At 73.0% G+C, this 23,328-nt stretch carries 18 protein-coding genes and 1 pseudogene; 7 read left to right on the top strand and 12 right to left on the bottom strand.

The window, feature by feature from the left end; all coding sequences use genetic code 11:
• Positions 1 to 50 precede the first annotated feature (50 nt).
• The 3 genes from QQS16_RS31135 to QQS16_RS31125 all read right to left on the bottom strand — a co-directional run bounded on the left by QQS16_RS31135 (position 51) and on the right by QQS16_RS31125 (position 2,561).
• Positions 51 to 470 carry an SSI family serine proteinase inhibitor gene (locus QQS16_RS31135; RefSeq protein ID WP_286065378.1) on the bottom strand — a complete coding sequence of 140 codons (420 nt, stop codon included), beginning with the start codon at positions 468 to 470 and terminating at the stop codon, positions 51 to 53.
• Complete coding sequence (locus QQS16_RS31130; protein ID WP_286065377.1) at positions 467 to 1,831, bottom strand: M14 family zinc carboxypeptidase; 1,365 nt, start codon at positions 1,829 to 1,831, stop codon at positions 467 to 469. Before QQS16_RS31130 ends, QQS16_RS31135 begins: the two co-directional genes overlap by 4 nt.
• 178 nt (positions 1,832 to 2,009) lie before the next feature.
• On the bottom strand, positions 2,010 to 2,561 hold the full coding sequence (locus QQS16_RS31125; protein ID WP_286065376.1) for an FHA domain-containing protein: 552 nt from the start codon (positions 2,559 to 2,561) through the stop codon (positions 2,010 to 2,012).
• 174 nt (positions 2,562 to 2,735) lie between these two features.
• Between QQS16_RS31125 and treZ the strand changes: the two genes are divergently transcribed.
• A complete protein-coding gene (treZ, locus tag QQS16_RS31120; protein WP_286065375.1) occupies positions 2,736 to 4,481 on the top strand; it encodes a malto-oligosyltrehalose trehalohydrolase in 1,746 nt (581 codons plus the stop codon).
• A 133-nt stretch (positions 4,482 to 4,614) separates the two neighbouring features.
• Here the strand turns inward: treZ and QQS16_RS31115 are convergent, their stop codons facing one another.
• From QQS16_RS31115 to QQS16_RS31085, 7 genes are all read right to left on the bottom strand, one after another.
• A complete protein-coding gene (locus tag QQS16_RS31115) occupies positions 4,615 to 5,571 on the bottom strand; it encodes an aminoglycoside phosphotransferase family protein (RefSeq protein ID WP_286065374.1) in 957 nt (318 codons plus the stop codon).
• A 46-nt stretch (positions 5,572 to 5,617) separates the two neighbouring features.
• A complete protein-coding gene (locus QQS16_RS31110; protein WP_286065373.1) occupies positions 5,618 to 6,745 on the bottom strand; it encodes an aminopeptidase P family protein in 1,128 nt (375 codons plus the stop codon).
• Positions 6,746 to 7,269: 524 nt separating this feature from the next.
• On the bottom strand, positions 7,270 to 7,884 hold the full coding sequence (locus QQS16_RS31105) for a PDZ domain-containing protein (RefSeq protein WP_286065372.1): 615 nt from the start codon (positions 7,882 to 7,884) through the stop codon (positions 7,270 to 7,272).
• Positions 7,885 to 8,449: 565 nt separating this feature from the next.
• A complete protein-coding gene (gene cyc2, locus QQS16_RS31100) occupies positions 8,450 to 10,606 on the bottom strand; it encodes a germacradienol/geosmin synthase Cyc2 (RefSeq protein ID WP_286065371.1) in 2,157 nt (718 codons plus the stop codon).
• A 338-nt stretch (positions 10,607 to 10,944) separates the two neighbouring features.
• On the bottom strand, positions 10,945 to 12,135 hold the full coding sequence (locus tag QQS16_RS31095) for a damage-control phosphatase ARMT1 family protein (RefSeq protein WP_286065370.1): 1,191 nt from the start codon (positions 12,133 to 12,135) through the stop codon (positions 10,945 to 10,947).
• A 90-nt stretch (positions 12,136 to 12,225) separates the two neighbouring features.
• Complete coding sequence (locus QQS16_RS31090; protein ID WP_286065369.1) at positions 12,226 to 12,873, bottom strand: ScbR family autoregulator-binding transcription factor; 648 nt, start codon at positions 12,871 to 12,873, stop codon at positions 12,226 to 12,228.
• Positions 12,874 to 12,940: 67 nt separating this feature from the next.
• Positions 12,941 to 13,843, bottom strand: a complete 903-nt coding sequence (locus tag QQS16_RS31085; protein ID WP_286065368.1) for a ScbA/BarX family gamma-butyrolactone biosynthesis protein — start codon at positions 13,841 to 13,843, stop codon at positions 12,941 to 12,943.
• Positions 13,844 to 14,024: 181 nt separating this feature from the next.
• On the opposite strand from QQS16_RS31085, the gene QQS16_RS31080 reads away from it, so the two are divergent.
• Both QQS16_RS31080 and QQS16_RS31075 read left to right on the top strand, forming a co-directional pair.
• Positions 14,025 to 14,672: a ScbR family autoregulator-binding transcription factor gene (locus QQS16_RS31080; protein ID WP_286065367.1), complete on the top strand. Its 648-nt coding sequence runs from the start codon at positions 14,025 to 14,027 to the stop codon at positions 14,670 to 14,672.
• Complete coding sequence (locus QQS16_RS31075) at positions 14,669 to 15,523, top strand: SDR family oxidoreductase (RefSeq protein WP_286065366.1); 855 nt, start codon at positions 14,669 to 14,671, stop codon at positions 15,521 to 15,523. The genes QQS16_RS31080 and QQS16_RS31075 overlap by 4 nt, the downstream gene beginning before the upstream one ends.
• 63 nt (positions 15,524 to 15,586) lie before the next feature.
• Here the strand turns inward: QQS16_RS31075 and QQS16_RS31070 are convergent, their stop codons facing one another.
• Entirely contained in the window at positions 15,587 to 17,386 is a 1,800-nt protein-coding gene (locus QQS16_RS31070; RefSeq protein ID WP_286065365.1) for a S8 family peptidase, read from the bottom strand.
• A 470-nt stretch (positions 17,387 to 17,856) separates the two neighbouring features.
• Between QQS16_RS31070 and QQS16_RS31065 the strand changes: the two genes are divergently transcribed.
• Entirely contained in the window at positions 17,857 to 18,900 is a 1,044-nt protein-coding gene (locus QQS16_RS31065; RefSeq protein WP_286065364.1) for a lytic polysaccharide monooxygenase, read from the top strand.
• A 148-nt stretch (positions 18,901 to 19,048) separates the two neighbouring features.
• Here QQS16_RS31065 and QQS16_RS31060 read toward each other — a convergent pair whose 3' ends face one another.
• Positions 19,049 to 19,702 carry a Tat pathway signal sequence domain protein gene (locus QQS16_RS31060; RefSeq protein WP_286065363.1) on the bottom strand — a complete coding sequence of 218 codons (654 nt, stop codon included), beginning with the start codon at positions 19,700 to 19,702 and terminating at the stop codon, positions 19,049 to 19,051.
• 836 nt (positions 19,703 to 20,538) lie between these two features.
• Here QQS16_RS31060 and QQS16_RS31055 point away from each other — a divergent pair.
• From QQS16_RS31055 to QQS16_RS31045, 3 genes and pseudogenes are all read left to right on the top strand, one after another.
• Positions 20,539 to 21,243, top strand: coding sequence for a DUF6230 family protein (locus QQS16_RS31055; protein ID WP_286065362.1), 705 nt, complete (start codon positions 20,539 to 20,541; stop codon positions 21,241 to 21,243).
• Positions 21,243 to 21,650 (top strand): annotated as a pseudogene (locus QQS16_RS31050) (DUF6114 domain-containing protein); the annotation flags it as partial. The gene QQS16_RS31055 and the pseudogene QQS16_RS31050, both read left to right, overlap by 1 nt.
• 501 nt (positions 21,651 to 22,151) lie before the next feature.
• The gene (locus QQS16_RS31045) at positions 22,152 to 23,171 is read left to right on the top strand and encodes a substrate-binding domain-containing protein (protein WP_286065361.1); all 1,020 of its coding nucleotides are present in this window, start codon (positions 22,152 to 22,154) and stop codon (positions 23,169 to 23,171) included.
• Positions 23,172 to 23,328 lie beyond the last annotated feature (157 nt).

Raw genomic sequence — 23,328 nt, 5'->3', positions numbered from 1 at the left:
CACCGCGTGCCACCGCCCCGCGCGCGTGCGGGGGCGTCACGGCGTGGGCGTCAGGCGTCCAGTGCGAAGACCGCCCCGGTGCGCGCGCCCATCACGCACCGGTTCGTGAAGGTCTCCGTGTAGTCGACCTGGCGCCCGTTCCAGCGCCCGCGCGCGTGGGCGGTCACCGGCGCGTGGACCATCGTGCAGTGGACGTCCCGGAGCGGGATGGCACGGAGGTCGCCGAGGGCGGCCTCCAGCTGGGCGCAGGCCTCGGCGGCCCGCCGGTGGCCCTGGGGCGGGTCGCACAGCAGCAGGGTGCCGCGCGTGTCGCTGGAACGGGCGTCACCGGTGGTGACGGTCACGAAGAGCCAGTCGCCCCGGACGCCCTCCTGGGGCGTCGCCCGGGCCGGGGACGAGGTGACGAGGAGGAGGGCCGCCGCGGCCAGCAGGGAGACCCGGGCCGCTTTTGCTGTGGTGGTGTGCGTCATTCCCGATGCATCGGCACGGCGGCCTGGGAACCCCACCCCGGCTCACCCGAACGGGAGCACGCGGGCGCGTACCGCCCGGCGAGCTCGAACGCGGCCAGTACGACCCGCGACTGGTACTCCGCCTGACGGGCGACCGGCACCCACCGCGCCCCGCAGCCGTCGCGGTAGTCGGCGCACCACTCGTCGACCAGCCGGTCCAGCTCGGGCAGCGCACCGGCCGGATCGGCGCCGGAACGGGTCACGAGCTGGTGCAGCAGCCCCGCCGTGCGCAGGGCCAGCCGCCGCCCGGCGATGCGCAGGGCGGCCAGGTGCGCGGAGCTGAGGGGCGGCAGCGGGCGGGCGCCGTCGGGGACGTCGGGGTCCCAGGCGTCGGCGAGGCCGGGGCACACCAGTAGATAGTCCTCGACCGGGGCGATCAGGCGGGCCGCGTCCGGGGTGGCCGAGACATGCGGGCGGATCCGGTCCAGCAGTACCTCCAGGAGCCGCGCGTCCTGCCGCAGGGCGTGGCTCACGGCCCGCAGCACGCCGGCCCGGTCGGCGGGCGGCCCGGCGTCCTCCACGGCCGCGACGCCCCACATGGGTGCCTCGACGACGGCGGTCACCGTGCCGTGCCGGTGCGGGTGGTACCACGTCGACTCGACGGCGGCCTCGGTGATGGCCGCGGCCAGGTCACCCGGGATCGGGGGCGGTATCCGGTAGACGGCGGGCCCCAGGCGCGGCCAGTACAGCGTGTCGTACGGGCCGAGTTCGCGCGGGATGCCGAGGCGGTCCGCGGTGTGCGCGACGCGCTGGGCCAGGCCGGGCAGGTCGCGGGTCAGCTCGACGAAGCCGCCGCCGACGTCGACGCCGTGCAAGGAGCACTGGAAGAAGGGCCGCAGTTCGTCCTGGAGGTCGAGCAGGGTGCGGGTCTCGGGCAGTACGGCGGCGGCCGCGCCGTCGGGCAGCCATTCGGGCTGCTCCAGGAAACCGGGCCGGAAGAAGTGCCGGAAGTAGCGGCCCAGGGTGTACGGGCCCAGCAGCCAGCCCTCGTTGCGGCGCAGGCCGTCGGGGTCGAGGCACAGCAGCAGGTTCCAGGTGGCGTCGGCGCCCGCGGTGAGCGTCGGGTCGGCGAGCGCCCGCTCGGCCAGCCGCAGGACGGTGGCGCCGCCCACGGGTTCGTTGGCGTGCGGGCCGGCGACCACGAGGGCCTGCCGGCTGCCGTGGCCGACGGAGAGCAGCCACAGGGGCGTGCCCGCGCGCGAGGTGCCCGCCCGGCGCAGTCGGGCGTCTTCGGGATGACGGGCGACCAGTGCGGCCGCGCGCGCGCCGAGTTCGTCGACGGTCGGGTAGCGGTGGAGTGGCGGCAGGGCACACCTCCGCAATGCGGTGCCGTCGGTTCACCTGGTGTGCATGGTGTACGCACAGTCAGTCACGAGTTGACGGGTACGTCAACACCACGAAGGGCAAAGGGACTTGAGTCAACACATCAGGTAAAGCGCAGGCCATGGCTAAGGTTCGGCTCAGTCGGTCGTGCCGTGCGCCCGGCCGGGCGGGGCCCGCTCAGTCGACCGAGAGCCGGAACGCCATCCGCCCGAACCCGACCTGGTCGCCCTCGCGGACCACGGCCGCGCCGATGACCCGTCGTCCGTTCACCGTGGTGCCGTTGGTGGAGCCGAGGTCGCGCAGCACCCACATGCCGCCCTGCCGCCTGAGCTCGGCGTGGACGCGGGACACGGTCTCGTGGGTCAGCCGCAGGCCGTTGGCGGGATCGCGGCCGATGCGCAGCGGGTGGCCGTTGCCCGGGTGCGGCAGCAGCAGCTTGGGGAGCCGCTCGGCCTGCCAGGCCCTGCGCAGCCGTACCGCGAAACCGGACACCGCCTCGACGGTGCCGAACACCAGGCGGGAGACGCGGCTGTCCTGGGGCAGGTCGGCGGTGAGCACGGCGAGTTCGTCCGAGCGGCGGGCGGCGAGCGCCAGCTCCATGCGCCTGATGAACGTGTCGTGCGAGAGGCGGCCCATGGCGACGCCGTCACGAAGCACCCGCAGCGCCTTGTCGCGCTCCGCGTCGGACAACCGAGCGGGGTACGTGTTGAACTCGAAGGACGACGTCACGTTCGTGATTGTCGGACAGCGAACGCCGGGTGTCCAGAAGACGCCGAAACGGCCGCCCCGCGCGCGTACCCGGCGACACCAGCCACAATGGGGCGGATTCACCGGTGTATTGATCTCGTTTGAAACATCATGGACAGGGCTACATCACGGTGAACAGACGAAGGGGAACCGTCCGTGCAGTTCGAGGTGTGGGCACCGCAGGCCGATCGTGTGACGCTCCAGTGCGAGGGCGTCCCGCGCGCGATGGAGCGCGATCCGCAACGCGCGGGATGGTGGACGGCCGAGGCCGAGGCGCGGGACGGCAGCCGGTACGGCTTCGCGCTGGACGACGGCCCCGTGCTGCCCGACCCGCGCTCACGCCGCCAGCCGGACGGTCCCGACGGCCTGAGCGCGGTCGTCGAGCACGAGCGGTACACCTGGCGCGCCGAGTGGGCCGGCCGTCCGCTGCCCGGGGCGGTGCTGTACGAGCTGCACGTGGGCACGTACACGCGTGAGGGCACCTTGGACGCCGCCGCCGAGCGCCTCGGGCATCTCACCGAACTCGGTGTCACGCACGTCGAGTTGATGCCCCTGTGCCCCTTCCCGGGGCAGCACGGCTGGGGATACGAGGGCGTCTCGCTGTGGGCGGTGCACGAGCCGTACGGCGGCCCCGAGGCGTTGAAACGCTTCGTGGACCGCGCCCATGAACTCGGTCTGGGCGTGGTTCTGGACGTGGTGCACAACCACCTCGGCCCCTCGGGCAACTACCTCCCGCAGTTCGGGCCGTACTTCACGGACACCCACCACACGCCCTGGGGCTCCGCCGTGAACCTGGACGCGCCCGGCTCGGACGAGGTGCGCGCGTTCCTGCTGGGCAGCGCGCTGGCCTGGCTGCGGGACTACCGGCTGGACGGGCTGCGGCTGGACGCGGTGCACGCGCTGGCGGACACCCGCGCCCGCCACTTCCTGGAGGAGCTGTCGGCCGAGGTGGACGACCTCTCCGCCGACGCGGGCCGGCCGCTGTTCCTGATCGCCGAGTCCGACCTGAACGACCCCCGGCTGATCACCTCACGTGCGGAGGGCGGTCTCGGGCTGCACGCCCAGTGGAACGACGACTTCCACCACGCCCTGCACACCGCGCTCACGGGCGAGTCGCAGGGCTACTACGCCGACTTCGGGCGCGCTCCCCTGACGGCGGTCGCCAAGACGCTCATGGACGGCTACTTCCACGACGGCACGTACTCGAGCTTCCGGGGGCGCCACCACGGGCGTCCGCTGGACCGCTCGCGCGTGGCCGCGCACCGGCTCCTCGGCTACAGCCAGACCCACGACCAGGTCGGCAACCGCGCCCAGGGCGACCGGCTGGCGGCGTCCCTCTCCCCCGGCCTCCAGGCCTGCGCGGCCACCCTGGTGCTCACCGCGCCCTTCACGCCGATGCTGTTCATGGGCGAGGAGTGGGCGGCGGGCACGCCGTGGCAGTTCTTCACCGACCACACCGATCCCGAGCTGGCCGAGGCCGTACGGCGGGGCAGGCGGCGGGAGTTCGCCGCGCACGGCTGGGCCGAGGAGGACGTCCCCGACCCCCAGGACCCGGCGACCCGTGAACGCTCCTGCCTCGACTGGTCCGAGCCCGAACGTGAGCCCCACGCGCGCGTGCTGGCCTGGTACCGCAAGCTCATCGCCCTGCGGCACGAGCAGGCGGACCTCACCGACCCCGACCTCGCGGACACGAAGGTGGCCTACGACGAGCGGGAACGCTGGCTGGCCTTCCGGCGCGGGGACGTGCGCGTGGCCGTGAACCTCGCCGCGGAACCCGCCGCCATCCCGCTCGGCTCCCGCCCCGTGCGCGTGCTCGCCGCATGGGAGCCGGTCGAGGCACCGGACGCGGGCGGGATGCTGCGCGTGCCCGCGGAGTCGTGCGTGGTGCTGTTGCAGACGTGAGACCGACGGGAGGCGGGCGGGCGTAAACGCTTGCGCAAGCCTTTGCGCAAGCGCTTACGCCAGGTGAGGGCCGGTGTCCGGCCGCACTCGTCCGCCCTCGCCCGCTCCTGTCCGCCCGCTCTTGTCCGCCCGCTCAGGGGGCCGCGTCGTCCGGGTCCTCGTCGCGCAGCTCCGTGACCCGTTCCAGCAGGATCGTCTCCCAGGCGCGTCGCAGGTGCGTCCGGAGCAGCGGCAGATGGCTGCCGTCACGGCCGTCGAGGCGGGCCGCGAGACGCACGACCGTGTCGCAGCGGGCGAGCCAGAGACCGCGCAGACAGGGGCGGGCGCCGTAACCGGCGAGGGTGGCGGCGCGGACGGCGGCCGGGGAGCCGACGGCCAGCGCGAGGCCGGCGATGTCCTCCGCGGGGTCCCCGACGGCCGCGTCGGCCCAGTCGAGCACGCCGCGCACCCGGCCGTCGGCGCTGACCACGAGGTGTTCGGCGCTGAGGCCGTGGTGGACGAGGACGGCGGTGCCGGACTGGGCGGCGAGCTGGACGGCGGCCGTCGGCGCGAGCTGGTGCAGGCGTACGGGATCGAACTCGTCGGCCGCGACCAGGCGTTCCGCGGCCCGCCCGGCCTCCCGGCGCAGGGCCTCCAGGGAGCGCGGCGCGGTACGTGGCACGCCGAGGGTCTCGGCCTGCCGGGCGGGCACCTCGCGCAGGCCGGTGAGGAGTCCGGCCAGGTCGGCCTCGCCGACGGCGGACACGTCGTGCTCCTCCGCCGAGCCGCCGGGCACCCGGGTGTCGAGGGTGTAGGCCAGCCCGGGGGACCATTCGCCGTGCGCCACGCTGGTCGGCACCGCGACCGGCAGATGCGGGCGCACGAGGTCCCGCAGACGCAGTTCGCGGCGCTGTCGGACGGTGGCCTCCCGGTCGGGGGCGAGGCGCAGCACATGGCGGGCGCCGACCCACCAGGTGGCGGGCGCGTCACCCTCGGTGGCAGGCCGGACCTCCGGCCCGGCGGAGTCGTCCGCGCCGGGCCCGCCGTCCTTGAGCAGGGAACGGACCAGTCGGCGGACGGTGTCCGCGGTGGGTGTCGGTGCCTGGGTCATGGTCGCGCCGTTTTGTCAGTCGGGGACGGGGGGCTCCTGCTGTTCGTCAGTCCACTATGACCATCTCCCGGCTCGTCGTGTTGAGCCGACGGCCGCCGTCCTCCGTGACGGTGACGATGTCCTCGATGCGTACCCCGAAACGGCCGGGCAGATAGACGCCGGGTTCCACGGAGAAGCACATGCCGGGCACGAGAAGCTGTTCCTCGCCCTCGATCATGTACGGCGGCTCGTGCGTGGTGACGCCGATGCCGTGGCCGGTGCGGTGGATGAAGCGGTCGCCGTACCCGGCGTCGGCGATGACCGCGCGGGCGGCCCGGTCGACCTCCTGGCAGGCCACGCCGGGCCGTACGGCCCGGAAGCCCGCCTCCTGGGCCGCGCGCACGAGGTCGTGCACCCGGCGCTCCTCGTCGGTCGGTGCGCCGACGTGGACCGTGCGGGAGGTGTCGGAGCCGTAGCCGCCCTTGAGGCCGCCGAAGTCCAGGACCACCATGTCGCCGCGTTCGACGACGCGGTCATCTGCCTCGTGGTGCGGGTCGGCGCCGTTGGGCCCGGAGGCGACGATGGTGAAGTCGACCTGCTCGTGCCCGTGTTCTCGCAGCAGGCGATCGAGGTCCGAGGCGATGTCGGACTCCCGGCGGCCCGCGAAGGGAACGTTACGGATCTCCTCGAAGGTCGCGTCCGCGGCCGCTCCCGCGGCTGACAGCAGCTCCAGTTCCGCCGCGTCCTTGACGGCACGCAGCATCGGCAGAGCTTCGGTGAGGGAGGCGTACGAGGTGCCGGGCAACGCCCTCTGCAGTGCCAGCAGGTGCATGGCCCAGGCGTTGTCGCTGACGCCGAACCGGCCGCTCGCGTCGAGCAGCGCGGCGGTGGCGGCGTAGGGGTCCTTGCCGTCGGTCCAGTCGCGCAGGGTCAGCGCGGGGGCGCCGGGTGCCTTCGCGGCGTCCGGGGCCTCCAGGGTGGGGACGACGAGGACGGGGTCCTGCCCGGGGGCCAGGACCAGCAGCGTGAGCCGTTCGGTGACGGCGGTGGGCGCGTAGCCGGTGAGCCACACCAGGTCCGGGCCCGGAGCCACCAGGAGCCCGGCGAGTCCCGCGTCGGCGGCCGTCCGCGCGGCGCGCTCCATACGGGCCCGGTAGTCGTCTGTGGTGAAGAGCGCGGCCGTGCTGCCGGTCATCCGGGCCTCCAGGACGGGGGGGGAAGGGGCTACGGGGAGCATCCTGCCCGGACAGCGGGGGCCGCGCGAGCCGGTTGTCGCGTCTCCGCGACCGGTCGCCTCTCACGCCTGGGGACGGACAGCCGTCGCGCCTGCCTGAACCCTCACGTTCGTCCCGCTTCACCCCCTGAGGTGCCGTCGGCCGGAGGCACCCGCCACGACCGGCGGTGGGAGCCGCCCGCCGGGGGGTGCGCGCTGCCTGACCGGGGTGCGCTGCCGGCACGGTGGTCCGGGGTCGCCGGACTGAACCGGTCACGCGGATACGCCCACCGTCGCCACGCCGTGGCGGCACCACGCCCGCCGTCACCGCGTTCGTCGGACGCCCGCCGGCCGTCGGGCCGGGGGACGCGGACGTCACCGCCGCCATGGAAGGACGGGCAGGTGGGGACCGGGAGGCACCCGTCGCCACCCGTCGGCAGGCGGCAGGCGGCAGGCGGCAGGCCAGTCAGTCGGACGGGGTCATGTGACGAGGCCCGGCCCGGAGGTCAGGTGACGACGCCCGGCCTCACCGTCAACTGCTGGTAGCCGCCGGTCCGGTGCCGCACGGTCAGCGTCACCTCCTTGCCGGGGCGGGCCTCCCGGACGGCGCGCGCGAGATCGGCGGCCGAGTCGACGCGGCTGCGGCCGAACGTGAGGAGCACGTCACCCCGGACCAGGCCGGCCGAGTAACCCGGGCCCGGGACGTGGACGCCGATGACCAGAGCGCCCACCTTCTCGGCGTCGACGGCCTCCAGGCCGAGTGTCGCACCGCCGGACGCCGACGCGGGCCGCCATGTCTTCGAGGAGGGCGCGGAAGGCCCCGGACGTACCGAGGCGGACGCGTCTCCCCGCATCCCGGAGGCGGCCTGTCCCGCCTCGCCCGCTCGCCCCGCCTGCCGTTGCAGTTCGGCGAGTTTGCTCATGCCGATCACCGTGGCGCCGACCGTGCCGAGGCCGATCCCGGACAGGACCAGGACCGTCCCCGCGAGCAGGGCGAACACCAGGGCCCGCAGCCGTCGGCCCCGCCGTCGCGCGGCATGCGGGCGCCGGGCGGGCCCGGACGTGGTGCCGCCCGGTTCCCGACCGGGCATCGGCTTGGGACGCAGTGCAGTCTGTTCCATGGATCGCCTCCGGGTGATGATCTACCCGGGGCGACGGCGCACGACGAGCCACGAACGAGTGAGACTGACCGGCGGTCGGGGACGGGAAGTCATAGGCGTTCGGTCCCCTCCCCGGAACGCCTCGACCGCCGCGACCTCCACGACCCTCCAGATGGCCGCCGCGCCCTCCGCCGTGGTCGGACTTCAGCGCCTCGGACGCAGGAGACGAAGAGCATCATGCCCATGTCATCACGCTTCAGGAAGTCGCAGCGGCAGTGGCACATGAACGGCCGTACGCCCATGACGCACAGCACCTGGTTTCCGGGCACCCGGTGGGCGTCCTTGCGGCCGAACTCGTCGGGCGCCGACGGGACGGTGCTCGTCGGGCCGTACGCGATGGCGTGCGGGTGCCGCCCGCCGCCGCGTCGAGGCCGGTCACCCGGACCCCGCGGCCCGCGCCCCGCGCCCCGCGCACGTCCCCGAGCGGGTCGGAGCGCTCGGCCGGGGGCGGTCGGTCGGGACGTCCTGTCACGGGGCGGTCGGCGCGCTCAGTGACATGACGGAGGACGTCCCGAGGCCCCGGGGTTCAGCCGACCGGCACCGCCGGCGGGCGGTCCGGAAGGAAGCCGTGGGCGCGGCCGGCCAGCCAGTCGGCCTTGTAGCGGTCGACCTCGCGATGCCAGTTCAGGATGCCCGCCATCCAGTTCTCCAGGTCGGCCACATAGCCCCGCATGACCTCCCGCGCCTCGGCGGAGAGCTGGAAGTCGTCGTACACGATGGGCAGCTCATGTGTGGCGACGTGCTGGAACTGCTGCATCCGCTGGGTCATGAGGTCATGGACGACACCCAGCGCGGTCGGGTAGTCGATGCCGAAGAAGTGCCGCACGACGAGGATCGCGTTGTGGATCTCACCCTCGTACTCGATCTCCTTCTGGTAGGAGAAGACGTCGTTCAGGAGGCACGCGTAGTCGACGGCGGCGTTCTCCAGGGAGCGGACCGGTCCGGTGCGGTAGACCTCCGGCGGGACGGCCGGGCCGTGGCCCATCCGGCACAGGCTCATGGTGAGGTCGGAGCCGAAGGTGGCGCGGCGCATCTCCAGGTAGTCGACGGGGTCGGGGACACGGTTCTGGATCTGGTTGGACACCTCCCAGACCCAGCTCTCGGTCATCACGTTCACCGCGTCCTTCAGGCCGCGCCGTTGCCCGGGGGTCATCGCGGCCGTCGTCCGCGTCCACAGGTCGAGGAGTCCGCGCTCCATGGCGTTGAGCGGGACGGGGGCCGCCTCGCCGTCGACGGACATGCAGTCCGACAGGCGCTGCGTGGTGAGCCGGGCGGCGGCCAGGTCGCGGCGGTGACCGAAGACGAGCGGGTAGTAGTCGTCGCCGTACGTGCCCCAGGCGAGCCAGCTGGAACTGAGGTCCAGGGCCTCGGGCGTCGCGTCCGGGTCGATCCCCGCGGCGCACAGCGGCAGGTCGTACGCGGCGAGTTTGTCCTCGTCCCAGACGCCCTCGTGGAGGATGCCCATGCGGCGCACCCAGTCGGTGAGCCGGCCGCGGGCGCCGTCGAGATGCGGGCTGAGCCGGAGCTGGAAGGGCATGGCGAAGTCGGGCAGCAGGGAGGGGCCGACCTTCTGGAAGGGCACGTGCGTGTACGCGCGCAGGCGCTCCGCGCCGGCCGAGGCGAGCAGCGCGCCGACGTCCGCTGCGGAGGTGCCGGGGCCGGTCAGCCCCTGCCAGGGCTTGGTGGGACGGGATCGCGCGTTCATGTAGCGGCTGGAGCGCATGTGCCATTCGTGGCCGCCGGACTGCCAGTCCTGCAAGCCCCGCGTGTACTGGGCGACCGCGGCCACCTCGGCCGGGCTGAGCCCCTTCTCCACGGCCAGGGCGGGCACTTCGGTGACCGCGGTGTGCTCGAACTGGTGGAGCCGGGAGGTGAGGACGTCGTTGACGGTGTCTGCGGCCTCCTGGGTGGTGCAGCCGAAGAAGGTCTCCAGGACGAGCACGCCGTTGCTCAGCTCTCCCTCGTCCTCGACCTCGCGCTGGTAGGAGAACAGGTCGTTGCGCAGGTGGACGCCGTCGGAGAACGTCTCCATCAGGACCCTCAGCGGCCTCGACCCGGCGACGGACTCGGGCACTTCGGCCGTCGCGTACTCGACGAGCCCCGCCGACCAGGGGGCGCCGCCCACCTTGCGGCGCATCTCGATGTACTCGACCGGGTTGGCGATCCGCCCCTCGTTGATGTTGGACAGTTCCCACAGGGACTCGTTGAGCAGGTGCTCCGTGGCGACGGCGAAGCGGCGGCGCCAGTCGGCGGACATCGACGGCACCGTGCGCGTCCACAGGTCGGCGAGGCCCGCCTCGACCGGGTTTCGCGGCTCGGGCACCGGCGTCGCCGGGTCCATCGGCATGAACAGCGGCAGCCGGTCCAGGTAGGCCTTGCCGCCGGCCCGGTCCTGGGTGCGCTTGAAGGTCTCCAGGAAGTGGTCGTCGAAGAAGAAGACCCACACGTACCAGTCGGTGATGAGGGAGAGGGCCGGGCCGTCGCAGTCGGGATGGGTGTAGGCGCAGAGCAGGCCGTAGTCGTGGGCGTCGAGGTCGGCCTGCTCCCAGATCCCGGAACCCTCCAGCATGCCCATCTCGCGCGCCCAGGCGGTGGAGTGGGTGCGGGCCTCGTCGACGTGCGGGTTCAGCCGCGCGGGATACGGCATGTAGAAGTGCGGGAGTTCGAAGGGCTGCTGCGTCATGGCCGGGCCTTACCCAGGGCCCTCGGACACCATCCGTGGGCCAGGACATGATCACACCATCGCGTGAATCGGGAGTGAAGCCGGGAACGGTGGACGCCCGGTATGGCGTGCGCGCCGGACCGGGCCGGACCAGTCGGCGCGTGGCGGGGGCGCGCACCGCCTGTCCGACCCGCGCGGGGCGGCGGACTCCGGCCGGCGCGGGGCGGCGCGGGGCGGCGCGGGGCGGCGCGGGGCGGCGCGGGGCGGCGCGGGGCGGCGCGGGGCGGCGACGGGGTTCCGTCGGCCGGGGAGCCGGAGCGGCTCCGGGCCGCGGGCCGGGGAGCGGGTGACGACGTGGCTCAGGGCCTGACCTGGATCAGCGCATGCGTGCCGCTGGTGCGCCAGGCCTGCCCCTCCGCGGCGACCAGCGCGGCCTCCGTGTCCGCGTCCAGGCCGGTGATCACCTCGGACTTCAGCGTGCGCAGGGCGGCGACCGGGCCGGGGAAGTGGGCGGTGACCTCGGCGAAGGGGGTGGTGGGTGACCATCGGCGGTCGCCCACCAGGCGGCGGTAGTTGAGATCGCCCTTGACCACGGTCAGGACGGCCTGGGCGAGTTCTCCGCGCAGGTCCCCGGGCAGGTCCGCGTACGGCAGCGGGGCGCAGGAGAACGGGTGCGCGCGGACGGTGAGCCGCCCGTCGGCCGTCGCGGACCACAGGCGGCGGCCGTACCCGGCGGCCTCGCCCGGCGCGTTCGTCAGCCGGCGCAGCGCGTCGACCACGTCGGCGGTGGTGGCGTCGGAGACGAAGTACGGGTGCGGCTTGACGTGCAGGACCACGCGCTCCACGCGCCGGTGCGCGAGGAGGTGGTCGATGAGCAGCAGGTCCGGGATGAGTTCACGGCCGGCGTTGTCGGCGATCAGGCAGAGCGTGCCCGTGCCCCGGAGCAGTGTCCACAGGGTGTCGCTGTGGTCGGCGACCAGGCCCGGGACGGCGGCCCGGTCCTCGGCGTCGGCGTCGGAGAGGCGGAAGCCGAGGTCGGCGCGGTTGCCCCAGAGGGAGCCGTGCAGCAGTGCCACGGCCTGTTCGTCCGCCGGGCGACCGGCGAGGTCGTCGAGCGCGGCCAGTTCCTCGTCCGTCTCCCGTGAGTCGAGTTCGGCGAGCTTGAAGGGGCGGAAGGGGTCGATGCCCTGCCAGGGGCCGGGGCCGAAGTAGCCGACGGCGTCGAGGAGCCGGCGGTAGAAGTGGCTCTCCGACCACAGCCACGGCACGTCGAACCAGGAGCGGCCGGTGTACTCTCCCATGCCCCAGGCCGCCCAGCGGTCCAGGTCGTGGGCGTCGGCCGGGAGCGGTTCGATCACACCCTTGGTGCAGCTCGCGAGCAGTGCGTCCAGGGCGTGGTGCTGCTCGGGGCCGTAGGGGAAGGCCTCGCGGACCTGCCGGATGATCGCGGGGTGCCGCTCGGCGAGCACGCTGTGCGGGAACGAGCCGGGGTCGTCACCGACGATCACGGGCGCGGACGGGCCGGACGCGGGTGGCGGGGTGTCGGGCATGCGCGTCACGCTATCGCGCGGGCCGCGGACGTCGGCGCGGGCGTCACACCGGTCGCGCGCACGTCACCGGCCGGGCCCGGCGCGGTCGCGTCATCCCGTCCTGATCTCCCGCTCCAATTGCGTGACCAGGGTCAGGTACCGCGCTCGCCGGGGCACCGGGACGATGCCGCGGATCAGCACATGCCACATCTCGGCCAGTCTGCGCGGCTGCCGGGTGACCGGTTCCAGGGAGCGGCTCACCACCCGGGTGCCGACGAAGAAGCAGACGAGGGAGTGGGCGACGGCGTCGACGTCCGTGTCCGGGTGGAGGTCGGACTCCTTGACGGCGCCGAGGAGTTTGCGGGTGGCGAGGTCCAGCCACTCCGTGAAGGGGTGCCGCAGCGGCGGGCGTACCTCCACTCCCCCGGTGGCCAGGCGGAGGCCGGCCCGGGGAATCGGGTCGTCGACGGACAGCCGGGCTATGCCGAAGGTGACGCGCATCAAGGCCTCGAGCGAGGAGGAGCCCCGGCCGTCCGCGTCGCTCGCCAGCCGGCGCGACGCACGGGACTGCAGTTCCATGATCGCGTGGGCCAGATCCTCCTTCGCGGCGAAGTGGAAGTAGAGGGCGCCCTTGGTGACTTGGGCGTGCTCGACGATGTCGCTCAGGCTGGTCGACTCGTAACCGTGCCGGTCGAACAGTTCGGCGGCGGCCACGATGATCGTCAAACGGGTCTGCTCGGCGCGTAACTGCCTCGGCATGAACGGACACTCCTGCGGGAAAGAACGGGGCATGCCGTTTGTTTCTGGCCTGGCCGTCCACGATACCTCACCCGGCCGCAGTACCCACCGTGCAGGTGAAGACCGTCGATTCTCCCTGTGTGCCCACGACTTGGACGTCGGCGCCGTCCCCGTCCGCAGCGGCTATCCAGGCGGGTTCATCCAGTTCCGCATAGCGATAGAAGGCGATGCGGAAGGACGCCGGAGAGCGCGTCCCGGCGGTCCGCGCCCGTACGGCCTGGCGGGCCGCCTCCAGCAGCAGCGTGCCCGGGACGTGGTCGAGCGGATGGTCGAAAAAAACGGGGTGTGCGGTATCTACTCGCAGGCGCCAGAGGTCCGGCCGCCCGGACGGGGCCAGGACGACGTCCGCGGGCAGGGCCCGGCCGACGGTGACGGCGGGAAGCGGAGGCGGCAACGGCAGCGGCACCGCGGTGGCGGCCGTACGGCCGCCCCGCAGCCGGCGGTAGACGGGCTCACTGGTGCAGGTGAACGCCACGCGCGTGGTCGCCACGCGATCCCCGTCGCGCAGGACCTCCGCGGTGTACCGGGCCCCCACCGGCCGGCGGCCCCGGTACTGGACGTCCACGAAGACGACGTCGACGGTCAGCTCCGCGGGGACCGCTCCCACGGCCAAGTGCTGGGGAAGTGTGCGGACCTCGAACTCCTGGAGCACGAAGTGGTGGTCCAGCGGCACCTGGTACTCGGTGTGCGCGATCAGCATCCCGCTCTGCCGCACCGTCTCCACCACGAGCAGGGGGTCGTACGCGGACCGGTCCGCCGACACGTGTAAACCGTGCGTGCGCGGCCACTGCGCCGTGACGGAGAACCGGTCTGGCGCGGTCCGCCGCCAGCCGGTGAGGAGGGTCTCCGCGACCGCCGCGCGGTGGACCAGCTGACGCGGAACGGTCGCGGTCATGGACAGGGACTCGGCGCGCTGCCGCGGTTGAGGCATGTCTCTCCCTACGGTCCCCCGGAAGGCCATGCGCAGACAGTGGGACGTCCGCTCCGGTGAGCGTCAGGGTATGAGGCACCCGGTCTGTTTTCAATGAGACCATTCGCGCGCGCCTTATGATCGGGGACACCGCGGCACACCACGACGGATCAGGGCAACGCGGCGCAGCGGAGGGGCTCTCATGGCACAACAGGAGCGCGCCATCAGGACGCGCAGGGCGATCCTGGAAGCGGCCGGCGCGATCTTCGACGAGCACGGCTACACCTCGACCACCATCGCCATGGTGCTGGAGCGGGCCGACGTCACCAAGGGCGCCCTGTACTTCCACTTCCCGTCCAAGGAGTCCCTCGCGCAGGCGGTGCTCGACGAGCAGGTGCCGTTCGGCAAGGTCCCCCCGCAGCCCTCCAAGTTGCAGGAGGTGATCGACATGACCTTCGTCGTCGGTCACCGGCTGCTGAGCAACGCCCTGTTGCGGGGCAGCGTGCGGCTGGCGGTGGACCAGGCCTCGCCGTCCGGCATCGATCACGGCGAGCCGTTCCGGCAGTGGGCGGACCGGTTGACCTCGCTGCTGGAACAGGCGCGGGCGCAGGGCGAGTTGCTGCCCACGGTGGACACCCGGGAGACAGTGGAGCTGCTGGTGGGCTCGTTCACCGGCATCCAGCTGATGTCCCGGGCGCTGACCGACCGGGGGGATCTCGGGCACCGGTTGTCCGTCCTGTGGGCCCATGTCCTGCCGAGCATCGCGGTGCCGGGGCTGCTGCTCGCCCTCGACAGCAAGGCCGACCGCGGTGTCCGGGTCCTCGCGTCGCTCGACGCCGCGGTGTCGTGATCCTGCTGACCGGGGCAACGGGGACGGTCGGCTCACTGACGGCCCGGCGGCTGCCCGGCACCGAGCCGGTGCGGCTGCTGACCCGGGACCCGGGACGCGCCGCCGGCCTCGCGGGAGCGCACGCCGAGGTGGTGGGCGGGGACTTCGAGGACCCCGTCGGCCTGCGGCGGGCGCTGACCGGTGTGCGGTCCGCCCTGCTGGTCACGGCGGATCCGCTCACGCACGCCCATGACGAGAACTTCCTGGCGGCCGCCCGCGCGGCGGGGGTCCGGCACGTGGTGAAGGTGACGACCCTGTCGGTGACCGAGCCCGACGCCACGGACCTGGTCACCGAGTGGCAGCGGGAGAACGAGCGGCTGCTGCGGGCCTCGGGTCCGACCTGGACCCTGCTGCGGCCGCGGGCCTTCATGTCGAACACCCTGCGCTGGGCCCGTTCGGTCCGTGAGGAGGGCGTGGTGCGCGCTCCGCACGGCGACACGGAGACCGCCGCGGTCGATCCGCGGGACATCGCGGAGGTGGCGGTACGCGCGCTGACCGACATCGAGGAGCACGCGGGGCGGGAGTACGCGCTCACCGGACCCGAGGCGGTGAGTCCGGTCCGGCAGACGGAGATTCTCAGCGGCCTGCTCCAACGCCCTTTGAAATTTGTTGAGTTGGCGAGGGAGCAGGTGCTGCGGGGCATGCTGGAGCGGTATCCGGCTCCGGTGGCGCGGGCCCTGGCGGAGAGCGTCGCGCGAGGGCTGGAGGGGACCAAGGCGCAGGTGGACCCGACGGTCGCCGAGCTGCTGGGCCGGCCCGCGCGGTCCTACCGGGACTGGGCCGCCGGGCACCTGTCCGCTTTCCGCGCCTGACACGACGGCGGGCCGGCCGGTGCCCATCCGCACCGGCCGGCCCGCCCGATCACGGGGCGTCGCTCAGAACGTCAGCTTCCAGCCGTTGATCCGGCCGGTGTCCTGGGCGGCCGTGTCCTGGACGCGCAGCTTCCAGGTGCCGTTGGCCGTCTCGGAGGACGCGTTGACGGTGTAGGTGGTGGTGACGTTGTCCGCGGAGTCCGAGGAGCTCGCGGCCTTCAGGCGGTAGGCCGTACCGTCCGGGGCCACCAGGTCGATGACCAGGTCGCCGCGGTAGGTGTGGGTGATGTCGACGCCGACCGGGAGGGCGGAGGGAGCGCTGCCGGTGCGGCCGCTCACGACGAGGGAGGACTCGACGGCGGCGCCGTTGTCCGGGATCGTGACGGCGCTGGTGCTGGCGAAGGTCGTCCCGGTGGACGTACCACCGCTCACGGCCGTCACCGTCTTCGCCGCATCCGCCAGACCCGCACCGCAGCCGCCGGAGCAGGCGCCGGGCAGGGCGCGGGCGTTGTTCTTGACGGCGGTCTCGATCTGCGCCGGGGTCAGCGCGGAGTTGGCCGACTTCATCAGCGCGACCAGGCCCGCGATGTGCGGGGTGGCCATGCTGGTGCCCTGGTAGTAGGCGTACGACTCCGTGGACGGCGTGCTCGTACCGGAGTTGAGGGTGGACAGGATGCCGTTGGCGGTGCCGGTGCTGGTCTGGCCGCCGGGCGCCGAGATGTCCACGAGGGAGCCGTAGTTGGAGTACGAGGCCTTGGCGCCGGTGCGGCTGGTCGCGGCCACCGAGATGACGTTGTTGCAGTTGCCGGGCGAGTGGTTGGCCACGTTGTCGTTCTCGTTGCCCGCCGCCACGACGACGGTCGTGCCGCGGCCGACGGCGGCGTTGATGGCACTCTGGGTCGCCGAGGTGCAGGCCCCGTCGCCGCCGAGGCTCATGTTGATGACCTTGGCCACGTTGGAGTTGGCGGGCACGCCGGAGACGGTGCCGCCGGACGCCCAGGTGATCGCGTCGATGATGTCGGAGTCGTAGCCGCCGCACTTGCCGAGCACGCGCACCGGGGAGATCTTCGCGCCGTAGGCGATACCCGCGACACCCTTGCTGTTGTTGGTGACCGCGGCGATGGTGCCGGCGACGTGGGTGCCGTGCCAGGAGGAGGTGCTCGCGGGGATGCCGGAACCGCACTCGTTGGCGGCGTAGTAGTCGCCCGGGTCGGCCGGGTTGCTGTCGCGGCCGTTGCCGTCCACCGCGACGGCGGTGTCGGCGATGAAGTCGTAGCCGCCGACGATGTTCGCGGCGAGGTCGGAGTGGGTCACGTAGCCGGTGTCGATGACGGCGACGGTGACGCCGGTGCCGGTGGTGGTGTTCCAGGCGCCGGGCACGTTCATGCCGGCCGTGGCCTCGAACAGGTCCCACTGCTTGGCGTACTCGGTGTCGTTCGGGTCGGCCTTCGCGGTGTTCAGGCGGTCCGGCACGACATAGGCGACCTGCGGGTCGGCCCTGAACTCGGCGATCACGTCGGCCACGTCGGCGGCGCTGGGCCGCGCGCCGAGGTCGACGAGGGCGGCGCCGGTGCCGAGGCGGCGCTGGAAGTCGACGTCCTCGCCGGTCTCCTTGCCCTTGGCCTTGGCGTCGGCCTCGGCGGCCGTGTTCGATCCGGCCTCGGCGGCGCCGGACTTGTAGCCGACGATGAGACGCTCGGCCGGGGTGCCGGGCGCGGCCTCGGTGAACGCGGCCGGGAGGGACGGGGCCTGGGAGGCGGGTTCCTGGGCGACGGCGACCGAGGCGGTGGCGGCCGTCAGCAGGGCCGCGGAGACCGCGGCGACGGATATCAACTTCCGTCCGGAGGTGGGGAAGGTGCGCAAGGGCTTGCCTTTCGTGGCCGTACTCCGGGCAGCACGGAGCGGTGGTCGATTCGCTTCGGCGCTGAAGCGGCGGGGGGGTGTGCGCTGTGGAGAGCAGCGGTGCAGGGGGCGGCACCGCAGGGTGACAGCGGTGCGAGTGACGACGGTGCGAGTGGCACCGTGGGGATGTCGAGGAGCACGCGGTGGCCGGCCTGACGCGGGGTGCGACCCGTCCGGGGTTACCTGTGGGTCAGCTGTGGTCGAACGATAGGCAAAGGGCAGGTCATCGGGATACAGGGGAAACCCTCGATCCGGCCGGAAACCCACCCTCGACACTGGCCAGTTGAGCGGGAACCGTTCGATTTGCGGTGGTTGGGCTCCCCGTGAACGCGCCCGGCAGGTTTCCCGTACTGGACGGCAGCGGTCCGCGCACCCCGCGGACGCCCACGTGGTAGCCAGACCGTTCCGCCCCGGCCGAGGAGACGTCCCGGATGTCCCGGACCACCGCACACCGCACCACCGCCCTGGCGGTCTCCGTCTCCGGCTCCCTGCTGCTGGGGATGTGGGCGGCGGCGCCCGCCGTGGCACACGGCGCCCCGACGGATCCGGTCAGCCGGGTCCACGGCTGCTCCCCCGACGGCGGCGCCACCGGCACCGCCGCCTGCCGGGCCGCCGTCACCGCGAACGGGTCGCCCTTCACCGCCTGGGACAACCTGCGCGTGGCGAACGTGAACGGACGGGACCGGCAGACCGTCCCCGACGGGAAGCTGTGCAGCGGAGGGCTGCCCGCCTACCGCGGCCTCGACCTCGCCCGCCCCGACTGGCCGTCCACCCGCCTGTCCCCGGGCGCCACGCTGTCCATGCGGTACGTCTCGACGATCCCGCACACCGGCACGTTCCGGCTCTATCTCACCGAGCCCGGCTACGACCCCGCGAAGCCGCTGACGTGGTCCGACCTGCCGGACAAGCCCTTCGCGCAGGTGAAGGACCCGGCGCTCACGGACGGGGCGTACCGGTTCGCGGCGACCCTGCCGTCCGACCGGACGGGACGGCACGTGCTGTACACGATCTGGCAGAACAGCGGCACGCCGGACACCTACTACTCGTGCTCGGACGTGGTGTTCCCGGCGGCGAAGAGCGCGGGGACGCAGGAGTCCGGGGCGGACGGGTCGGGGTCGGACGGGACCGGGGCGGACGGGTCGGGGTCGGACGGGACCGGGGCGGACGGGAGGGGAGCCGCGGGTACCGGGTCGGCGGGCTCGGGAGCCGAGGCCTCGGTGCCGGCCACGGCGGCCGGCGTCGGGGAGCGCGCGAGCGCCGGTGCCTCGCCGGCCGGGGAGCGCGCCGCGCAGGCGAGCCGGTCGCCCGCCGCCGACCGCTCCGCCGAGGCCGGCACCGCACCCGGGAGCACTCCGGTGGCCTCGGCCGGCGACGCGGACCCCCGCTCCTCCGCCCCGACGCTGGCGAGCGGCGCCGCCGCGGTGCTGCTGCTCACCGGGGGCGCCGCTCTGGCGTTGCGGATGCGTCGGCGCTGAACGCCCGGCGCGCCGGGGTCACCCGCCGTGGATCACGCGCCGCGCCACGTCGGCGCCTCGGCGGGCGACGTCTGCCCTCAGGGAGCGGCGTCCGGTGCGAGAGTGCGTGCCGGGTGTCGCGACGGAGCCGACGTCGCCTGCCACGGCACTAGTTGACGTAGACCAGCGCGCCGTCGGCCGTCACCGGGGCGTACTTCGCGGTGAAGTAGCCGTTGGCGAAGCACAGCGAGGAGCCGGACGTCTTGGTGAACTGCTGGTTGGTGAAGGCGATGCTGTTGTCGGCGTTGTCGGCCTTTCCGATCAGGCTGGGCGTCTGGTAGACGCAGTTGATGCTGCCGAGCAGGGTGCGCAGCACGACCGTGGTCTGGATGGCGGAGCCGCTCGCGGGGGTGACCGTGAGGGTGCCGTCGGAGTTCACGGAGGTCGCGTACGGCAGGTTGTTGACCGTGATGCTGGTGACACCGAGCACGCCGATGACGTTGGCGCTGCAACTGCTGCCGGCGAAGGTGTGGGCGGTGACCGACTCGGTGGCGGTGCCGGGCGCCGCCGGGTTGTCGGTGACGGTGGCGGTGAACTGCGAGGACGTGCAGGAGATGCCGCTGGTGCCGGTCGCGCTGGAGTAGAGGGTGGCGGTGGTGCCGGTGGCGAGCGGCGCGGTGAGGACGTCGCCCACGGCGACGGGCGTACCGCCGAGACCGCCGGTGGTGAGGACCGGGGTCTCGGCCGCCGACGCGGGGACGGCCGCCGTGAGGGTGAGCGCGGCGACGGCTCCGGTGAGGGCGAGGAGGGATCGAGTACGCATGCGGGTGCCTCTTTCTGGGGGTGGGGGGCCGGTGTCCGCGTGGGGCCGGGGTCCGCGGTGCGGGTGCGGCTTCCAGGGGCGCGGGTGCGGCTTTGGGGGGTGGGGTCGGATTTTCCGGGGATGGGGGCTCGGCTCCCGGGGGCGGGAGCGCGCCTCCTGGCGTGGGGGGGCCGGCTTCCGGGGCGGAGTGCGCCTTCTGGGGTGGGGGTCCGGATGACCGGGAGTGGGGTGTTCGGCTTCCTGGGAAAGGTGGGGCGCGGTCCGGGGTGTGCCGTCGCCGGCCCGTGACGCCTTCTCCGTACGTGACGGACCGGCGGCGACAGCCGGACGGTGACCGGCCGGAGACCCAATGGGGGAGGGCCTCAGGCCGGGCCGGCCGGAGAGGCTGCCCGGCGCGGCCTCCAGGAGAGGTGACCGTGCGGGTGCCGTGGGGGTCGCACTCGGGCAGTGACATGCCCGTACTGGACAGAACGTCCGGGAAGCGGCTGGATCCGGCGCCACGGATCCTGGGGAACCAGGGAGAGTTGTAGACCTGACTGTCAGCCAACGTCAAGGACTTGCACGGGAGTTGGTGTCGTCTACGGGGTCTTTTTGTCACCCGGGGAGCAGTCGGGGCACAGGTGGCACACAACCGACACCCTTTTCCCACAACATGCTTGACCCTCGAATGTAACCACCGGTAACTTCCTCGTCGGCTACTGACGCGTAACCAGGAAAGCCCTTGCGATCGCCGGGAGTTGTGAGGGAAGGAGCGCGTCGGTTCGCTGTCCGCGCCAGGACAACGCGCCACTGAACCTGAAGCCCAATCGCATTGACTATGCCCATGGGAGCAGAACATGGCCTCGTCCTCGGACGTCAGCTCGTCCGCCGGCAACATTCCTGAGAACACCGCTGAGCACGCGGAAAGCGGTTCCGTACCATCAGTGCCCGAAGTCCCCGGCAGCTCCATGAGACGCGGGCGGGTCAGGGCGCGGCGGGCCGCGATCATGGCGGTGCCGGCCGCCGTGGTCGCCGCGGGGCTCGCGATCCTGACGGCCGAGGGAGCGCTGGGTGTGCAGTTCGCCATCTCCGGCATGCCGTTCACGGTCACCGCCACCGAGCTCAAGGGCACCGGGTTCGAGCAGTTCGGCGGCCTCGACAACATGGCCGAGGGCAGCCCCAACGCGGGCGACACCGGCGGCCAGGTACTGGTCGTCACCTCCGCCATCAAGAACGCGACGCTCACCAAGCTGTGCCAGAGCGTCGACCTCGGCGGCACCAACCTGCTCATCACCGCGGGCAGCGGGGCCCAGCCGGTCCAGGCGAGCGATCTGACCACCGACTCGACCGAGCTGTCCGGCGACGCCGCCTTCACCAACATCGAGATCGGCAACGACGCCAGCACCCTCACCAAGGCCGGGGTGAAGGGCCCGATCGGCGTGTTCAGCCAGCAGGCCGACACCGTGCGGATCGCCAATCTGCGGCAGACCAACTACGCGACCACCGCAGGGGTGTTCAAGCTGCCCGGCCTGAAGCTCGGCTTCAGCGACAAGGGCTGCTGATGCCGGGCCGGCCGGATCAGTGGTCCGCCTTCCGGCGCTGGCGGGCCGGCCGTCCGTTCTGGGGCGGGCTGCTGCTCGCCCTGGGCGGGGCGGAGATCCTGCTCACCCAGAAGGCGTCGCTCAAGGTCATCCTGCACATCGGCATGCAGGGCCTGGCCGGATATCTCCTGCCGGCCCTGATGTTCCTGCTCGGGCTGCTGATCGTCTTCAACCCCGTTCAGCGGCTCTTCTACTCGATCACCGGCATCCTGCTGTCCCTGGGCACCTGGCTCACCTCGAACCTGGGCGGCTTCTTCGTCGGCCTCCTGCTGGGGACGGTCGGCAGCTGCCTCGCCTTCGGTTGGCTGCCGGACCAGGAACCGCGCGTGAGCCGACGCCGGCGCCGGAAGGCGGCGCGGGAATCGGCGGGGACCGGACTGGGAGCGGGACACGAGGGGACGGGACGCGAGGGGACGGGACACCAGCGGACGAGCCTGGAGAAGCCTGTCGTGGACGCACCCGTCATCGAGCAGCCGGCTCAGGAGCAGGCCGGTCAGCGGCACGCCGTGGAGCCCGCCTGACCCCCGGCCGCTCGCCGTAGGGGCCCGCCCGGTGATCGCGTCGGGCGGGCCCCTGCGCGGCGCGGTGCGCGCTCGGCGGAGGTCGGGCGGAGAGGTCGGACGGAGGCCGGGCCCCGGCCGTGCGCTGGAGCCGTGCGCGAGTCACGACAAGGACGGTATGTCTCGGGGACGCAAAGATCATCACGATGCGGCACCGACAACTCACCGCGAGCGGCCGATCACTTGACTACCGGCGGTCACACGCGGTTGGCTCCAGGCCAGTGAAGGTTGGACCGGCCGGCGCGTACCAGCGCCGCGGCCGGGCTTTCGCGTTCCTCTTGCTCGGCCGCACAGCGAGGTGCACCCTCCATGAACACTCCTCCCCCACCTCAGGCCTCCCCGGGATTCCCCCGCACCGCCGCCCTGGCGGCCGCACTCTGCCTGCTCCTCGCCGGCTGCTCCGGAGCCGGATCGGGCGACGCCGGGCTCGCCGCGGGCACGGACGCGGTGGGCGGTGCGGACAGCGGCCGGATCAGGGTCGCCCTGATCACCCACGGCGGCAAGGGGGACGCCTTCTGGGACCTGGTGCAGAAGGGCGCCCGGACGGCGGCCGCCAAGGACGGCATCGAGCTGACGTACGCGAACGACTCCGACCCGGCGCGGCAGGCGCAGCTGGTGCGGGACGCGATCCGGGACAAGGTCGACGGCATCGCGGTGACCCTGGCCAAGCCACAGGCGATGAGGACGCCGGTCGCCGAGGCGAAGGCGGCAGGGATCCCCGTGGTCGGCCTCAACTCCGGAATCGCCGCGTGGCGTTCCCAGGGGCTGCTGGAGTACTTCGGCCAGGACGAGAGTCTCGCGGGCCGGGCCGTCGGCGACAAGCTGGACGGCATGAAGGCCGAACACGCCCTGTGTGTCATCCACGAGCGGGGCAATGTCGCCCTCGAAGCACGCTGCGCCGGGGTGAAGAAGACGTTCACCGGCCGGACCGACATGCTCTATGTCGAGGGCACGGACATGGACGCGGTGGACGCCGCCGTCACGGCCCGGCTGCGGCAGGACTCCACCATCGACGAAGTCGTCACGATGGGCGCGCAGTTCGCGCTCACCGCGGTCGGGTCGGTGCGGGCGGCCGGGAGCACGGCGCGGGTGGCCACCTTCGATCTCGACAAGGACCTGGTCGACGCCGTGCGGGACGGGCAGGTGCAGTTCGCGGTGGACCAGCAGCCGTACCTCCAGGGCTACCTCGCCGTGGACGCGCTCTGGCTGTACGAGACCAACGGCAACCTCAGCGGCGGCGGAGTCGCTCCCGTCCTCACCGGGCCCGCCTTCGTCACCAAGGCGAACGTCGCCTCGGTCGAGCGGTTCGCCGCCGCCGGAACACGCTGACCCGCTCCCGTGGAATACCGTGGGCGCATCCCGGCGGGGCACGGCGACCGGATCACGGCGGGGCACGGTGGCCGTACGCGTCTTCCGGCGGACCGCCGCCGGACCGCGGCCTCCGCTCCCCCGCCCGCTCCCCACCGCCCCCTCTCATCCCACTTCT

The organism is Streptomyces sp. ALI-76-A (assembly GCF_030287445.1).
Taxonomy (GTDB): domain Bacteria; phylum Actinomycetota; class Actinomycetes; order Streptomycetales; family Streptomycetaceae; genus Streptomyces.
The sequence above is the reverse complement of the archived record's forward strand: the minus strand, read 5'-3'. Positions and strand labels throughout refer to the sequence as shown.

What these genes read in the sequence shown, in the direction of transcription:
- QQS16_RS31135 (WP_286065378.1), bottom strand. Translation starts at nt 470, where the DNA reads ATGACGCACACCACCACAGCAAAAGCGGCCCGGGTCTCCCTGCTGGCC.
- QQS16_RS31115 (WP_286065374.1), bottom strand. Translation starts at nt 5,571, where the DNA reads ATGACCCAGGCACCGACACCCACCGCGGACACCGTCCGCCGACTGGTC.
- QQS16_RS31110 (WP_286065373.1), bottom strand. Translation starts at nt 6,745, where the DNA reads ATGACCGGCAGCACGGCCGCGCTCTTCACCACAGACGACTACCGGGCC.
- QQS16_RS31105 (WP_286065372.1), bottom strand. Translation starts at nt 7,884, where the DNA reads ATGGAACAGACTGCACTGCGTCCCAAGCCGATGCCCGGTCGGGAACCG.
- cyc2 (WP_286065371.1), bottom strand. Translation starts at nt 10,606, where the DNA reads ATGACGCAGCAGCCCTTCGAACTCCCGCACTTCTACATGCCGTATCCC.
- QQS16_RS31095 (WP_286065370.1), bottom strand. Translation starts at nt 12,135, where the DNA reads ATGCCCGACACCCCGCCACCCGCGTCCGGCCCGTCCGCGCCCGTGATC.
- QQS16_RS31090 (WP_286065369.1), bottom strand. Translation starts at nt 12,873, where the DNA reads ATGCCGAGGCAGTTACGCGCCGAGCAGACCCGTTTGACGATCATCGTG.
- QQS16_RS31085 (WP_286065368.1), bottom strand. Translation starts at nt 13,843, where the DNA reads ATGCCTCAACCGCGGCAGCGCGCCGAGTCCCTGTCCATGACCGCGACC.
- QQS16_RS31080 (WP_286065367.1), top strand. Translation starts at nt 14,025, where the DNA reads ATGGCACAACAGGAGCGCGCCATCAGGACGCGCAGGGCGATCCTGGAA.
- QQS16_RS31065 (WP_286065364.1), top strand. Translation starts at nt 17,857, where the DNA reads ATGTCCCGGACCACCGCACACCGCACCACCGCCCTGGCGGTCTCCGTC.
- QQS16_RS31060 (WP_286065363.1), bottom strand. Translation starts at nt 19,702, where the DNA reads ATGCGTACTCGATCCCTCCTCGCCCTCACCGGAGCCGTCGCCGCGCTC.
- QQS16_RS31055 (WP_286065362.1), top strand. Translation starts at nt 20,539, where the DNA reads ATGGCCTCGTCCTCGGACGTCAGCTCGTCCGCCGGCAACATTCCTGAG.
- QQS16_RS31045 (WP_286065361.1), top strand. Translation starts at nt 22,152, where the DNA reads ATGAACACTCCTCCCCCACCTCAGGCCTCCCCGGGATTCCCCCGCACC.